This is a genomic window from Salipiger abyssi, from assembly GCF_017311415.1.
Classification (GTDB): domain Bacteria; phylum Pseudomonadota; class Alphaproteobacteria; order Rhodobacterales; family Rhodobacteraceae; genus Salipiger; species Salipiger abyssi_A.
This window is the reverse complement of the sequence record NZ_JAEKIS010000030.1, coordinates 16895-31205: the sequence shown is the minus strand read 5'-3', so window position 1 is coordinate 31205 and position 14311 is coordinate 16895. Positions and strand designations below refer to the sequence as shown.

The window sequence follows — 14311 nt, the reverse complement described above, 5'->3', positions numbered from 1 at the left end:
CCAGAGCCGCCCGCATATCTCTTCAGATATCTGCGATGTCAAAGAGCGTGAGAGACAAAAACCAGACCAGTGCGCCCTAACTTCTTCGGCGCGCCCGCCCGTCAAGCCTCTCGATGTTATCTCCGCCTCGTCTGCGTCAGCGCCTTGTTTCCTCGTCGCCGCCGCCCCGTCTGGCGTCCCGTTGTGCGCCTCAGCGCCGCCGGTGAGGGGCTATCTACGGTTTGCGCCCGGAGTCCGCAAGAGCTTTTTTCAACCTTTTTGAAAAAATCCGGATTTTCTCCGGATCCGCCCTCTGCCTGGGCGTTTTTCCTGCCTGAAACCGTCTCCCCTGCGGCCTCATGGTGTGGATCTGCGGCGAAAGCCCCCTCCCCTGCCCCTCAGAGCCGCGAAAGATTCGTCATTTTTTGCGATTTCCCCTCCCCTGCCGGCGCGACCCGGCCTGAATCGGGCAACGAGTCGCCGAAAATGCCCCCTGCCCCGGGGAATCGCGACTCAAGCCCGGGCGTCAGCGGTCAGCGCGCGGCGAATCTCGCTACCGTCACGGCCCGGCGGGGCGCCGAACATGCGGCGGTATTCGCGGCTGAACTGCGACGGGCTCTCGTAGCCGATGGCGAATCCCACCTGCGCCACGTCCGCGCCCTCCGCCAGCAGCAGCCGCCGCGCTTCCTGCAAACGCAGGGATTTCTGGAACTGCACCGGCGTCATCGCCGTGGCCGCCTTGAAGTGCCGGTGGAAGGTGGCCGGGCTCATGCCGGCCAGCGCCGCCAGATGCGGCACGCTTACCGTGCCGGTATAGTGCGCACGCAGCCAGGCGATGGCCCGGCTGATACGTGCAGTGCGGCTGTCGGTGAGGCCGATCTGGCGCATCATCGCCCCCTGCGGCCCGGTCAGCAGGTACCACAGGATCTCGCGCTGGATCATCGGCGCCAGCACCGGCAGGTCGCGCGGCTCTTCCGCCAGCGCCATCAGACGCTCCAGCGGGCCGAGCAGCCGGGCGGAGAGCGAATGCACACTCAGCGCCACGGGCTCTGGCAGCGGCGCCGGATCGCCGGCGGCCTGTTCCAGGATCAGCTCGGCCACCACGCCCGGGTCGATATCCATCGCGAAGGCAATATAGGGCGCGTCGGGCGCGGCCTCGGTGATCTCCGCCCGCACCGGCACGTCGAGCGAGGTGATCAGGCACTCGCCGGCATTGTAGCGATAGCTGCGCTCACCGAGATAGCTGGCCTTGGCGCCCTGAAGCACGCCGCAGAACGACGTCCGGTAGAGGCCGTGAAACGGGCCCGCCGGCACTTCGGACACGGTCAGCACGAGGCCGGGGATCGGCGTTTCACGCCCATGGGCGCGCCACAGCGCCAGAGCGCGGGATTTCAGCGACTCGAAACGGGACTGTTCCATGCGCCGAAGGTGACCCGATTGCGCCGCCAAGACCAGCGCCGGAGCGGCGAATGAGAGGATCGTGCAGGATTTCGCGAGGATCCGCGGCGCGGCTTTGAGCACCTGGCCCCACATTCATCGCATGGCGCGCACCACTGCCGCGCCGCTTCAACACAAGGACAGCATTCATGCGCTATCGTCGTCTCGGCCACAGCGGCCTTTTCGTTTCCGAGCTTTGCCTCGGCACCATGACCTTCGGCGGCGCCGACGACATGTGGGGCAAGGTCGGCAAACTCCGGCAGGAGGAGGCCGATGCCCTGCTGAAAACCGCGCTCGACGCGGGCATCAACTTTATCGACACCGCCAATATCTACGCCAATGGCCGCAGCGAGGAGATCCTCGGGCAATCGCTGAAATCGCTGGGCGTGCGCCGCGAGGATGTGGTGATCGCCACCAAGGTGCTGGGCCCGATGGGCGACGGCCCGAACGCGCGCGGCGCCTCGCGCGGGCATATCCTCGATCAGGCCAAGGCCAGCCTGTCGCGGCTCCAGCTCGATCATATCGACCTCTACCAGATCCACGGCTTCGATCCGGCCACGCCGATCACCGAGACGCTGGAGGCGCTCGACACGCTGGTCCGGCAGGGCCATGTCCGCTATCTCGGCCTGTCGAACTGGGCCGCCTGGCAGGTGGTCAAGGCAGTGGGCATCGCCGAGGCGCGGCGTCTGGCGCCCATCGTTTCGCTTCAGGCCTACTATACGCTGGCGGGCCGCGATCTGGAGCGCGAGCTGGCGCCGATGCTGCTCGCCGAAGAGATCGGGCTGATGGTCTGGAGCCCGCTCGCCGGCGGTTTCCTGTCGGGCAAGTTCGACCGCGAGGGCAAGACCGCAGAGGGCCGTCGGGTGAATTTCGACTTCCCGCCGGTCGACAAGGAACGCGCCTATGACGTCATCGACGTGATGCGGGCCATCGCCGCCGACAAGGGCTGCACCGTGGCGCAGGTGGCGCTGGCCTGGCTGCTGCACCAGAAGGTGGTGACCAGCGTCATTCTCGGCGCCAAGCGGGTAGACCAGCTTGCCGACAATATCGGCGCGGCGGAGGTGTCGCTGAGCGGCGAAGAGCTCGACGCGCTCGATGCGGTGACCCGGCTGCCGGCGGAATATCCCGGCTGGATGATGGACCGTCAGGTCGAGTACCGCGCACACATGATGCATGACGACCGACCGTAAACCCGGTGCGCAAAGCGCGGTGCCCCGGGATCTCGGGGCACCGCGCCGCACGCACATATATATATATGCGTGCGAAACGTCTCTCTATATATCTCTATATAAGGGTGCGCCGGACCTTCCGCTCAGTCGAGCGACACGAGAATGCGGGCGATCTTTGCCGGATCGTATTTCACCTCATCCTCGCGCTTCAGCGGCAGGCGGATGCAGGGGAGACCATGGCGCCGCGTGACCTGGGCGCAATCCACCTCAGACACCGAGCTGTCGCAGATCACATGGGTCATGAGCCGCTCCGCTGGCACATCGTCCCCGGCATCTTCGCGCAAGGGCGCCAGGATCGCCGCGACCTGATCGGCGAGACTGTGGCCAAGCGCCTCCGGATCCGCACCAAGGCTCGGCAGATAGGCTTTCGGCACGCGCCGCGCGGCGATGGCCTTGCCAACCCCCGCCGGCAGCAGATTGGCGATGACACTGGAATAGAGGCTGCCCGGCGGGTAGCAGATCACATCCGCCTGCTCGATCAGCCGGCGGTTCCGCTTCGGCAGCGCCACGCGCGCCACCGGCCCGCCGCCTTCGCCGTCGCTCAGGAAACAGCGCACAATCGGACTGTCGAGCGCCGGCGCCTCCTTGCCGCTGATGAGGCGCTGGCTGACCACGCGGTGCCCGTCGGCGAGATCAACGCCCAGATGCAGGTTTTCGTCGACGATGGCGCGCACGGTCCCGCGCACATCGACCATCTTGGACATCAGGAACAGCACCGGCTCCAGCGCCCGCCCGTTGCCGAGATAGCCGCCGGCGAGGATCAGGTTGCCGATGCTGGCATTGCGGTAATCGAACCCGGCCGGCACCTCGGCGGCGAAACTGCCGAGCAGCGAGCGGATGAGCTGACGCATCGGCTTGGGAATCACCGTAATCAGCGGGTGCTTGCCCGAGAGCATGCGCGCCACCTCGGCCTCCAGCGCCCTGGCCGGCGCGTCCTTCGGCAGACGGTGGCTGAAGAGCGCATAGACATCGGGCTGGCCAAGCACGGATTCGTCCGCCAGCGCCATCAGCCGGCTGCGCAGATCGCCGACGGCGGGCATGTCGAAGGCGCGCCGCAGCACCTGCGAGCTGCCGCCGCTGTCGAAGGGCGTAATAAGGTGCATGGAGTTGAAGGTGAATTGCTTCAACTGCCGCGAAATCCCGTTGAGCGCGCTGCCGCCGCTGAAGAACAGGATGCGCGGCCCGAGATGCGGCGTGCTCTGCGCCCGCGCCACCCGCAGATCGTCGGGAAGCCGCAATTCGCGTTCCACATGCAGCGATGTCATGGCAAATTCATCTCCGGCTGGTCGAAGGGGGCCGATTACAGCTTTTCACCCCGGCCCCGTAACGCGCATATGACCCTTATGATACCTGAAGATTACATACGACCGGCAGTTCGCGCTGTCATCCGCCGGGGGCCGCTGGTGCTCGTGCAGGTGAAAGCGTGGCCTTCTGGACACCGTTATCTCACCCTGCCCGGCGGGCGGCAGGAGATCGGCGAGACCATGCAGGAGTGTCTGCGGCGCGAATGCCGCGAGGAGATCGGCGTGGCGCCCGAGATCGGCGATGTGCTGCATGTGGCCGATGTGCTGCGCAAGCGCCGCGGCGCGCGGCGTTTTCTGGTCGAGACGCTCTTTGCCTGCGCCGTACCGGAAAGCTACGCGCCGCGGATGGGCAGCAAGCCCGACAAGCGCCAAATCGCGACGGAATGGGTGGACCCGACCGAGGCCGGCGCGGCGTTCTTTCCGCGCTACGATCTCGCGCTGAGCCGCGCCGATGCGCCGGTCTATCTGGGAAGGCTGAACTGTGCCCCTGCCTGACGCCGTCGAAGAGAACATGTCCTTCCTGCTGGCCGAGCTCGACGGGCAGCTGACCCGGCTGATCGGCTATTTCGAGGCACCGCGCCGCGAGATCGCGCTGCAACTGGTGCAGCGGGCGGGCTATTCACACAACCTTTCTGCGCGCGTGCGCAAGGCCTGCCTCGCGGCGATGATGCGCGGCAAGCGCGCCGAGGCGAAGCAGCTCCGCCTCCAGGGTGCCGACACCATCGCGCGCAATCTCGATCTCATCTCGCGGCTGGGCCGGCGCGCCGTCGATCATGCCGAGCGCGCCGAGCGGCAGAAGCTGCTGCGCCCCCAGACCTATGTGACCCCGCTCAAACGGGTGCGCGCGACGGTGGCGCGCATCGGCGAGGCACTACGGGACGGCGACAGCAAGCTCGCGGTCGAGATCGGCGAGGCCCGCGCCGAGCTCGGCGGGTTCCACGACCGGCTGTTCCGCACCTATACCCGCGACATGCAGGGCACCAAGCATACCGAGGATCTCGCCCACGGGCTGCTGGTGCTGAACGAGATCCACCGCATGGGCGAGGCGCTGCTGGCGATCAGCGAGGCGCTGCTGTCCATCAATATCGGCCAGTCCGTGCAGTTCGAGCGCTATTTCACCCTGCGCAGTGTGCTCGACGGGGTTGCCCGCGACGAGGAGATCAGCCTCCAGCCGCTGGCCGAGACGCGCTCGGGCAGCGCCATCTCCAGCCTCAGCCTGCGCAACGGCAAGGGCGAGACGGTGACTGCGGTCTTCAAGGACGGCGACCGGCGCAAGGTGAAGGAAGAGCGCGTCGGGGTGAAGAGCTGGAATTCGGTCTATCCCGGCCTCGCGCCCGAGATCCTGTCATATGAGCGGCGCGGCAAGTCGGCGGCGCTGCTGATCGAGCATCTGGAGGGCGAGACCTTCGAGGATATCGTGCTTGGCGCCAGCGACGCGGCACTGGCCGAGGCGCAGAAGGCGCTGCACAAGACCGTGGGCGATATCTGGCGCCAGACCCGCACCGACGAGCCCGCCGAGATGAAGGCGATGGAGCAGCTCGCCAAGCGCATGAAGGATGTCTACCGTCTGCATCCCCGCTACGCCCGCGGGGCGCAGAGCGTCAACGGCGTGACGGTCAAGAGCTTCGACGCGCTGATCGCCGCCGCCGCCCGGCGCGAGGCGACGCTTTCGGCGCCGTTCTCGGTCTATATCCATGGCGATTTCAATCTCGATAACGTCATCTACGATCCGGTGGGGCGCAAGATCCGCTTCATCGACCTGCACCGTTCGCGCTATATGGATTACGTGCAGGATGTCTCGGTCTTCATGGTGTCGAACTACCGGCTTCAGGTGCTCGATGCCGGCACCCGCGCCCGCATCGCCCGGGTCGCCACCGACATGCACGGCATGGCGGCGAAATTCGCCCGGCGGCAGAAGGATCCCACCTTTGAATACCGGCTGGCGCTGGGGCTGGCGCGTTCGCTCGCCAGCTCGACCCGCTTTGTCGTCGACAAGGACCACGCGCGCCGGATGATGCTGCGTGCCCGCTATATTCTCGAAACCGCGCTGGCCGTGCCCGAGGGCAAGGAGGCGCGGTTCAGACTGCCCATAAGGAACCTGTTCAGTGACTAAGAAGATCGGGGTCATAGGCACCCCCGGAAAATGGTCGACCGAAGCGCTGGCCGACGCGCTTCAGGCGCGCACCGGCCACAGGCTGGTGATCGACATGGCACGCGCGGTGCTGGATCTCGACGCCGGCACGCTGGTCTGCGACGGGGTCGATCTCTGCGCGCTCGACGGGCTGGTGCTGAAGAAGATCGCCGAAGACTACAGCCCCGACGCGCTCGACCGGCTGGAGATGCTGCGCATGGCCGAGGCCGCCGGCGTGCGGATCTTCAGCCCGGCGGAGAATGTGCTGCGGCTGATGGACCGGCTGGCCTGCACCATGACGCTGCGCGTGGCGGATATCCCGATGCCGCCCACCACGATCACCGAGGACGAGACCGCCGCCCGCACCGCCCTCGCGCTCTACGGCGCGGCGGTGTTCAAGCCGCTCTTTTCCACCAAGGCGCGCGGCATGCTGCTGCTGGAAGACACCGCCCCGGATGCCGATGCGCAGATCGCCGCGTTCCGGGCGGAGAACCCGGTGATGTATATCCAGAAGAAGGCCGATCTCTCCGGCCATGACCTTGGCATGGTGTTTCTCGCCGGGCGCTATCTCTGCACCTATGCCCGCGTCAGCCAGACCGGAAGCTGGAACACCACGATCCATTCCGGCGGCAAATACGCGCCCTTCGAGCCCAGCCCCGAGCTGATCGAGCTGGGCCGCCGCGCGCAGGCGCCCTTTGGGCTGACCTTCACCACCGTCGATATCGCGCTGACGCCGGAGGGGCCGATCGTCTTCGAGGTCTCGGCCTTTGGCGGCTATAGCGGCGCGCAGAAGGGTTGCGGCATCGACGCCGCAGCGCTGGTGGCCGAGCATGTGCTGGCGGAGGTCTCGGCATGAGAAATGCCGCCGATGTGCTCGCCCGGCTCGACCTCGCCCCGGCGCAGAGCGCCGCGCCCTTTCACCTCACTGTCGGCCCGGTCACGCTCTCTGTCTATTGCCCCGGTACGCTGCGCGACGAACTGACCGCCTATTTCGCCGACGCGCTGTGCGACACGCCCGGAGACATCGCCGTGCATCTGCTGCCCGGGCAGGCGCTGGCGCCCGAGCCCAACTGGACCGCCTGGCAGCGCGAGCCGGGCAAATCGGGCCGCAAGGATGCGGTCTGCGATCTCGACGGCGCGCGGCTGATCCGCAAGGTGCGCAGCGGCGTCACCTTCCTTCAGGCCCCCGATGCGGCGATGGCCTTCGGCCCGCTGGAGGACAATGTCAGCACGGTGATCAATTTCATCAATACGCAGATCCTCTCCGCCTGCCTGCGCGACGGCTGGCAGCTCTGCCACGCGGCGGCGATGACGCGCGAGACGCGCACGCTGGCCATTGCCGGGCTCTCGGGCGGCGGCAAATCCACCTCGGTCCTGCGGATGATGGAGATCCCCGGCACACGTTTCGTCAGCAACGACCGGGTGCTGATCCGCGCCGGCGATCCGCCGCAAGCGCTGGGGATTCCCAAACATCCGCGCATCAACCCCGGCACCATCCTCGGCAACCCACGCCTGCACGGCATGCTCTCGCCCGAACGGCGCGCCGAGCTTGCCGCGCTGCCGCCCGCCGAGCTCTGGGCGCTGGAGGAGAAACACGACCTGATCGTGCCCGAGATCTATGGCCCGGGCCGCATCCGCTACGAAGCGCCGCTCAGCGATTTCTGGGTGCTGAACTGGCAGCACGACAGCGACGCGCCCACGCGGCTTACTGAGGTACAAATCGCCGACCGGCCCGACCTGCTCGGCGCCATCATGAAAAGCCCCGGCCCGTTCTACCAGCATCGCGACGGGTATTTCGAACCAAACGGCAATACCCCCGATCCCGCCGGCTATCTCTCGGCGCTGGCGGGTGTGCGGGTCTGCGAGGTCTCGGGCCGCGTCGATTTCGACGCGCTCGCCGATCATAGCCGGCAGCTCTTCGATGGCTGAGCCCGCCTATATCGCCTTCCTGCGCCACGGCGCCTATCGCCAGCGGCCCGGCGCGCCCTCGGCCCGCCAGCCCTTCCCGCTCACCGAGGAGGGGCTGGCACAGGCCCGCGCCGGGGCCGACATGCTGGCGGCGATGATCGCGGAGCATAATCTCACCCCTGCCCCGGTCATCCATTGCTCTCACCAGCTCCGCGCCTGGCAGACCGCCGATGCGCTGCGCGACGGGCTGCGCGCACATGGCCTCGCCGTGACCGAGATCAAGGAGACCCCGGCGCTGGCCGAGCGTGGCCTCGGCAGCGCGGCAAACCTGACGGTGGAGGAAATCGAGGCGGTGCTGCGCGACGACCCCCGCTATGGCCCGCCTCCGCCCGGCTGGAAATCCGACAGCCACTATCGCCTGCCGCTGGAAGGTGCCGAAAGCCTCGCCGAGGCAGGCCGGCGTGTGGCCCACCACCTGCAAGCGACCGCACGCCCCGGGATGCTCACGATCCATGTCGGCCACGGCGCCTCGTTCCGCCATGCCTGCCACCATCTCGGCCTGCTGGCGGTTGACGACATCCCGAAGCTTTCCATGTTTCATGCAACACCGTCACTGATCTGTCACGACAGCGATGGTAGATGGCGTCATTTGGCCGGGGAATGGAAGGTCAGGGCCAAGGGAGAGGCCCCGATCGACTGACGGGATCCGGCCGCGTTGGAAAGGCTCGCTCTTGACCTATCAGCCGCATCTCCGCCCGCCAGCCACCCCGCTGCTGCCGCCCATGTTCGACACCGATTCCTGCCTTGCCGATCTGCCGCGCGATCTCGCGCCCTGGCCCGGCACGCAGGCACATCCGCAGATCTCCGCCTGTCTCGACCGCGCCCGCGCCCATGGCGGCTGGCGCTGGCCCGAGCGCCCGGTGATCTTCGTCTCCGACCCGCATGCGGATGCCGAAGGCTTCCTGCGCTCGCTGATCGCCGGCGGCGTCATCCGCCGCGAGCGCGGGCGCATCGCGCTGACCGCCTTCGGCAAACAGGCGCGGATCGTGCTCGGCGGCGACAGTCTCGACAAGGGGCCGAGCAACCTCGCCCTGCTCGACGCGCTCGCCGCGCTGCGCGCCACCGGCGCCGAGCTGCATATCCTCGCCGGCAATCACGATCTGCGCATGCGCATGGCCGTGGCGGCACTGCGTGGGCCGCGCGCGGCGCTGACCGAACATCTCTTTGCCCGCATGGGCCGCAAGATCCTGCCGGCGCTGCGCGAGGTGCGCGACCGCTTCGTCACCGATGCCGATCTCGCCGCCCTGCCCGATGAGGAAAGCTGCCGCGCCCGCCTGCTGCCCGGACCCGACTGGCCCGCGCGTTTCGCCCGCGCGGCTGAGGGTGAGCTCCCCCCGAAGCTCATCGACAAGGAAATCGCCAAGCTCACTGAAAAGCTCCGCAAATTCGACCGCGACCGCGCCCGCAGCGGGCTCAGTTGCCGCGACATCCTCGCCGCCGCACTCAAATGCCACGAGGTGTTCTTCGAACGCGGCGGCGCCTATGCCTGGTTCTACGACAGCATGGATGTGGTGCTGCGCAGCGGCTCTCTGCTCTTTGTGCATGCCGGGCTCTGCGACAGCATGTGCGCCCTGCTGGCGACCGAGGGGCCGTCGGCGGTCAACGCAAGCTACCGCGCCGAGGCCGAGCGCGCCTCACTCGGCTTCTATTTCGGCCCGCTCGCCAATCTGGTGCGCACCAAATACCGCGCATCCGATTGCGAGCTGACGGATCGCGGCGTCACCGCGCTGCACCGCGCGGGCATTCACATGGTGGTTCAGGGCCATGTGAACAGCCATAGCGGCCAGCGGCTTCTGGCCAAGCGCGGGCTGCTGCATCTGGAGGGCGATGTCACGCTCGACCGTGCCTCCCGCGCGCTCGAAGGGCTCGACGGCATCGGCGCCGGCGCGACCTTGATCTTTCCCAGCGGGGATGTGATCGGTCTGAGCCGGGATTACCCGGCGGCGAAACATTTCGCCCCCGAGCGCATGAGCTGAGACAGGAGAGCCGCGTGACCGACGAGAACCGCCGCTTCACCCACGAGTCGCTTCAGGACACGAAGACGATCAAGTCCCTGCTCTCGGCGCTGTCCAAGGGCTTTTCGAAGGGCGAGATGCGGCTGGGCGACGGCGAGGAGGAGCTTGTGCTGAAGACCGCCGATCTGCTGAACCTGCGGATCAAGGCCGAACGCGAAGACGGCCGCTGCGAGGTCAGCCTGCGGGTCTCCTGGAGCGACCCGGAGGCGCCGGTTCAGCGCAAGGGCAGCCCCCGCATCGAGAGCTGAATACGCCGCGCCGCCGCCCCGCGACTTCGGTCTATCTCGCAGCTCCGGCGCAAAGCGGAATGCCGCACGACAAGATGTGAGCTTTGTCTGTCGGCGAAAACTTTCACCGCGCCGGATGGATGCACAAAAGAGTGTATTTTCGCCTTGTTTCTCACCGGCGCCCCCTCTAAACGGGTCGACGGAGACGTGGCCGAGTGGTCGAAGGCGCTCCCCTGCTAAGGGAGTAGGCCCGGAAGGGTCTCGAGGGTTCGAATCCCTTCGTCTCCGCCATTACCTATATCTTGTGGCATTCGTTGTGCGCAAACCCCTGGAAATCTCAAGCTTTCCGGGGATTTACGCATGTCTGCTATTTCGCCTATGCTCAAAAAAGGGTGCATATGTGGGTTAGGAAATGACAGCCTCAAAGCCTTCCGGAACCGGTTGTAGCGTGACAGGCAACTTTTCGTGTCACACACTGCAAAATTACCTGTCACGCTACAACAAGGCCAGCCGGGAGCAAGCCTCTCATATCGAAATGCTGCATCCCGCACATCCTTTGGATATTACCTCAGAAGAGGTAGGTACATCCGCGATCGGCGCACATCAAAAGTGAGGCAGAGCCAATTTTCGGCGCCGATTGACACCGCCGAGTGCAACTTGCATCCCGGTCGCGTTTCGCGGAATACGGCAGCCGACCCGCTCCTCTGTACGGACCACTGAACATCGAGTGCCTCATGCCTCAGACCGACCACCTCATCACCGATTGTTCGAAATGCGCAGCCCTCTGCTGCCTCGTCCTGGCCTTCGACAAGGGCAAGGACTTCGCCTTCGACAAGAACCCAGGTGAACCCTGCCGGAACCTCTCGGGGCACAGCTGCACAATCCACGACCGGCTGACGCAGGACGGATTTCCAGGCTGCGTCGCATATGATTGCCTGGGTGCGGGCAACCGTGTCGTTCAGGAGGTTTTTGGCGGTCAGACCTGGCAGGCGGAACCACGCCTGACACGATTGATGATGGAAGCCTTTTCAGGCATGCGCGAAGTCCACAAGCGCATCGACCTTCTGCGAGCCGCCGCAACCGCCCCGCTCGAGCCGCGCGACGACCAGACCCGTCGTGACTTCCTTGCCCGCCTCGAGCATCACCGTTGGAGCGGGTCCGAACTCAATGAGTTCGAGGTGGGCCTGGCGCTGGAGATCGATATCTTTTTCCACGGGATCAGGGCATATCTGCCCGATGATTTTTCTGACGGATGGTGAGCTGGCGGAGGTGCTCTGCCCGCTCGGGATCCTTTTCCATCGGGTCGCTCTTTTCTCATATCTCGACCCTGAATAGACTGTCGGAAACGTCCCGAAGAGGTAAGCGCCTCGGGGCTCATTGTGGCGCGATCCGGTTGTCACTTTTGCGCCTTGTATCGATCACGCCCCGAGCATGACTCAGGTTGGCGGGGAGGTACTGGCTCAGGCAGCGGAGCTTGCCGACCACTCGCGATGCGCGCTTCCGGTCAGCGCCTCGGCATCCCAGTCCGAGCGGCTTCTGCCATCATCCGTAACCCGGAACACGCGCACCCCTTCCGACAGCGTGCGGCTGTCGCGCGACAGGCTGCGCGTCGCCTCCGTGGTTTCGTTGACCATCGCCGCGTTCTTCTGGGTCACCGTGTCGAGCTGCGAGATTGCGGTGTTGATCTCGCCAAGCGTCATGGTCTGCTCTTTCAGCCCGTGTACCACCTCGCGGATGCGGTCGGAAATGCGCTCGACCCCACCGAAGATATTGCCCAGCTCGCCGCTGGCGCGATCGACCAGTTCCGCGCCGGCCTTCACATGACCGCCGCTCTCGCTGATAAGCGCCTTGATCTCCTGCGCGGATTCCGCCGAGCGCTGCGCCAGCGAGCGCACCTCGGAGGCGACCACCGCAAAGCCGCGCCCCGCCTCGCCGGCGCGCGCCGCCTCGACCCCGGCGTTGAGCGCGAGAAGGTTTGTCTGAAAGGCGATGTCGTCGATCACCGAAATGATCTGCGAGATCGACTCCGAAGAGGTCTCGATCCGCTTCATCGCGGCGGTCACATCCGCCACCACCTTGCTGCTGCCCTCGGCGGCGATCTTGGTATCCTCCGCCTCCTGCCCAACCTCGGCGGCGTATTCCGCCGCGGACTTGGCGTTGGCATTGAGCTCCTCGACGGCGGCGGCGGTCTCTTCCAGTGTCGCCGCCTGCGTTTCGGTGCGGCGCGACAGCTCGTCGGAATTGCCGCCGATCTGATCGGCGATCTCGTCGATTGTGGTGGACACGGTCTGCACCTTGGTGATGAGTTTGGCGATATTCTCCACCGCCGTGTTATAGGCATCTCCCAGCTCGGACAGACGCTCGGCATCGGACATCTCGACCCGAAAGGAGAGATCGCCGTCGCTCATCGCTGCGAGCCCGCGCGCAAGCTCTTTGATGGCCTCGCGCTGGCGGGTGATCTCGGTGGCGATCTTGGTGATCCGCACCACATTGCCCGCATCGTCGAAGACCGGCGCATAGGTGGCGCTGATCCAGATCACCTCGTCCTCCTTGGTGATGCGGGGAAACTCGTCGGCAAAGAACTTGCCACCGCGCAGGTCCTCCCAGAATTGGGCATAGGCGGCGGTTTCCCGGTATTTGCGCTGCACGAACATACTGTGCTGCTTGCCCAGCACCTCATCGGCAGTATAGCCGAGCGCCTTCAGGAAATTCTCATTCGCCTGAAGGATCGTACCGTCCGGCGCAAAGTGAATCACCGCCTGCGTGCGCTCGACAATCTGCAAGATCGCCTCGTCACCCGACACCTCTGCCACTTTCGGCGCTTTCGCCCTGCCGAAAAACCTCATACGCATTTCCTCCAAAGGACGCTTTGGAGCCCGTCATAGCGCAGCAGGTGTTTCTGAAAGCTGAAGACCGGGCAAATTCACTCAAGATCCAGCAAAGCTTGCATCGCAAGGGCATAGCTGTGCTTGCGCGCCTCGGGGTCGTGGATCGCGCTGGAGAGAATCAGCTCGTCGGGCCGGTAGCGCGCGATGAGCTGCGACAGGCCCTCGGCCACCTGCGCCCGGGTGCCGGTGGCCGAGACGCTCAGCGCGTGGTCGGCCATCGCCAGGTAACGCGGGTCGAGCGTCGCCGAGATATCGTCCACCGGGCGCGGCAGCTTGCCGGGATTGCCGCTGCGCAGATTGGCGAATGCCTGCTGCTGCGAGGTGCGCAGCCGCTTGGCCTCGGCCTCGGTATCGGCGGCCCAGACATTGGCGGCCAGCATGAAGCACGGCGCCTGCGTCACGCCGGGCTGGAAGCGCGCGCGATAGATCTGCGCCGCCTGTTCCAGCGCGTCCGGCGCGAAATGCGAGGCAAAGGCATAGGGCAGCCCGAGATGCGCGGCGAGCTGCGCGCCAAAGAGCGAAGAGCCGAGGATCCAGACCGGCACATGGGTGCCCTCGCCCGGCACCGCGCGCACCGGCTGTTTCTCGGCGCTGTCGCCCAGAAAACCGATCAGCTCGACCACATCCTCGGGAAAGCGGTCGCCCGAGGCATGGTTGCGGCGCAGCGCCATGGCGGTCATCTGGTCCGAGCCCGGCGCGCGCCCGAGCCCGAGGTCGATGCGGTCTGGAAAAAGCGTCGCCAGCGTGCCGAACTGCTCGGCGATGACCAGCGGCGAATGGTTGGGCAGCATGATGCCGCCGGCGCCCACTCGAATGGTGGAGGTGGCGGCGGCGACCTGCCCGATCACCACCGAGGTCGCCGCCGAGGCGATGCCCGCCATATTGTGATGTTCCGCCAGCCAGTAGCGACGATATCCCAGCGCCTCGGCGTGGCGGGCGAGATCGAGCGTATTGTGCAGCGCGTCGGCGGTGGTGCCGCCTTCGGGCACCGGCGAGAGATCGAGAACGGAGGCGGGGATCATGAGAGGTCTTTCCGGTTGGTCGTCTCCCCCCGATATAGACATGCAGCGCCCGAGAAAAAGGGAGAGCCCCGATCCGACCGGACCGGGGCCTTCAAAGACTTGTGTTTCCGG

General features: G+C 66.1%; 13 protein-coding genes and 1 tRNA gene. 10 read left to right on the top strand and 4 right to left on the bottom strand.

The window, feature by feature from the left end; all coding sequences use genetic code 11:
- Positions 1 to 492 precede the first annotated feature (492 nt).
- Entirely contained in the window at positions 493 to 1398 is a 906-nt protein-coding gene (locus tag I6N89_RS23475) for an AraC family transcriptional regulator (protein WP_207020748.1), read from the bottom strand.
- Positions 1399 to 1565: 167 nt separating this feature from the next.
- On the opposite strand from I6N89_RS23475, the gene I6N89_RS23470 reads away from it, so the two are divergent.
- A complete protein-coding gene (locus tag I6N89_RS23470; RefSeq protein WP_207020745.1) occupies positions 1566 to 2606 on the top strand; it encodes an aldo/keto reductase in 1041 nt (346 codons plus the stop codon).
- Positions 2607 to 2728: 122 nt separating this feature from the next.
- On the opposite strand, the gene I6N89_RS23465 is transcribed toward I6N89_RS23470, so the two are convergent.
- Entirely contained in the window at positions 2729 to 3910 is a 1182-nt protein-coding gene (locus I6N89_RS23465) for a GAK system CofD-like protein (protein ID WP_207020744.1), read from the bottom strand.
- Between the two features lie 138 nt (positions 3911 to 4048).
- On the opposite strand from I6N89_RS23465, the gene I6N89_RS23460 reads away from it, so the two are divergent.
- The 9 genes from I6N89_RS23460 (at position 4049) to I6N89_RS23420 (ending at position 11549) form a co-directional block, all read left to right on the top strand.
- Positions 4049 to 4444, top strand: a complete 396-nt coding sequence (locus I6N89_RS23460; RefSeq protein ID WP_419247635.1) for an NUDIX domain-containing protein — start codon at positions 4049 to 4051, stop codon at positions 4442 to 4444.
- On the top strand, positions 4431 to 6062 hold the full coding sequence (locus I6N89_RS23455; protein WP_207020743.1) for a phosphotransferase: 1632 nt from the start codon (positions 4431 to 4433) through the stop codon (positions 6060 to 6062). Before I6N89_RS23460 ends, I6N89_RS23455 begins: the two co-directional genes overlap by 14 nt.
- On the top strand, positions 6055 to 6936 hold the full coding sequence (locus I6N89_RS23450; RefSeq protein ID WP_207020742.1) for a GAK system ATP-grasp enzyme: 882 nt from the start codon (positions 6055 to 6057) through the stop codon (positions 6934 to 6936). Before I6N89_RS23455 ends, I6N89_RS23450 begins: the two co-directional genes overlap by 8 nt.
- Positions 6933 to 8009, top strand: coding sequence for an HprK-related kinase B (locus I6N89_RS23445; protein WP_207020741.1), 1077 nt, complete (start codon positions 6933 to 6935; stop codon positions 8007 to 8009). The genes I6N89_RS23450 and I6N89_RS23445 overlap by 4 nt, the downstream gene beginning before the upstream one ends.
- On the top strand, positions 8002 to 8688 hold the full coding sequence (locus I6N89_RS23440; RefSeq protein WP_207020740.1) for a histidine phosphatase family protein: 687 nt from the start codon (positions 8002 to 8004) through the stop codon (positions 8686 to 8688). The genes I6N89_RS23445 and I6N89_RS23440 overlap by 8 nt, the downstream gene beginning before the upstream one ends.
- 31 nt (positions 8689 to 8719) lie before the next feature.
- Positions 8720 to 10024, top strand: a complete 1305-nt coding sequence (locus I6N89_RS23435) for a metallophosphoesterase (protein ID WP_236016810.1) — start codon at positions 8720 to 8722, stop codon at positions 10022 to 10024.
- 14 nt (positions 10025 to 10038) lie between these two features.
- On the top strand, positions 10039 to 10311 hold the full coding sequence (locus I6N89_RS23430) for an amphi-Trp domain-containing protein (protein WP_207020739.1): 273 nt from the start codon (positions 10039 to 10041) through the stop codon (positions 10309 to 10311).
- A gap of 180 nt (positions 10312 to 10491) precedes the next feature.
- Positions 10492 to 10581: transfer RNA gene (locus tag I6N89_RS23425), tRNA-Ser, on the top strand.
- Positions 10582 to 11024: 443 nt separating this feature from the next.
- Complete coding sequence (locus I6N89_RS23420) at positions 11025 to 11549, top strand: hypothetical protein (RefSeq protein WP_207020738.1); 525 nt, start codon at positions 11025 to 11027, stop codon at positions 11547 to 11549.
- A 201-nt stretch (positions 11550 to 11750) separates the two neighbouring features.
- On the opposite strand, the gene I6N89_RS23415 is transcribed toward I6N89_RS23420, so the two are convergent.
- Positions 11751 to 13136, bottom strand: a complete 1386-nt coding sequence (locus I6N89_RS23415; RefSeq protein ID WP_207020737.1) for a methyl-accepting chemotaxis protein — start codon at positions 13134 to 13136, stop codon at positions 11751 to 11753.
- Between the two features lie 77 nt (positions 13137 to 13213).
- Positions 13214 to 14200 (bottom strand): LLM class flavin-dependent oxidoreductase, encoded by a 987-nt coding sequence (locus I6N89_RS23410; protein ID WP_207020736.1) that lies wholly within the window; start codon positions 14198 to 14200, stop codon positions 13214 to 13216.
- Positions 14201 to 14311: the final 111 nt, after the last annotated feature.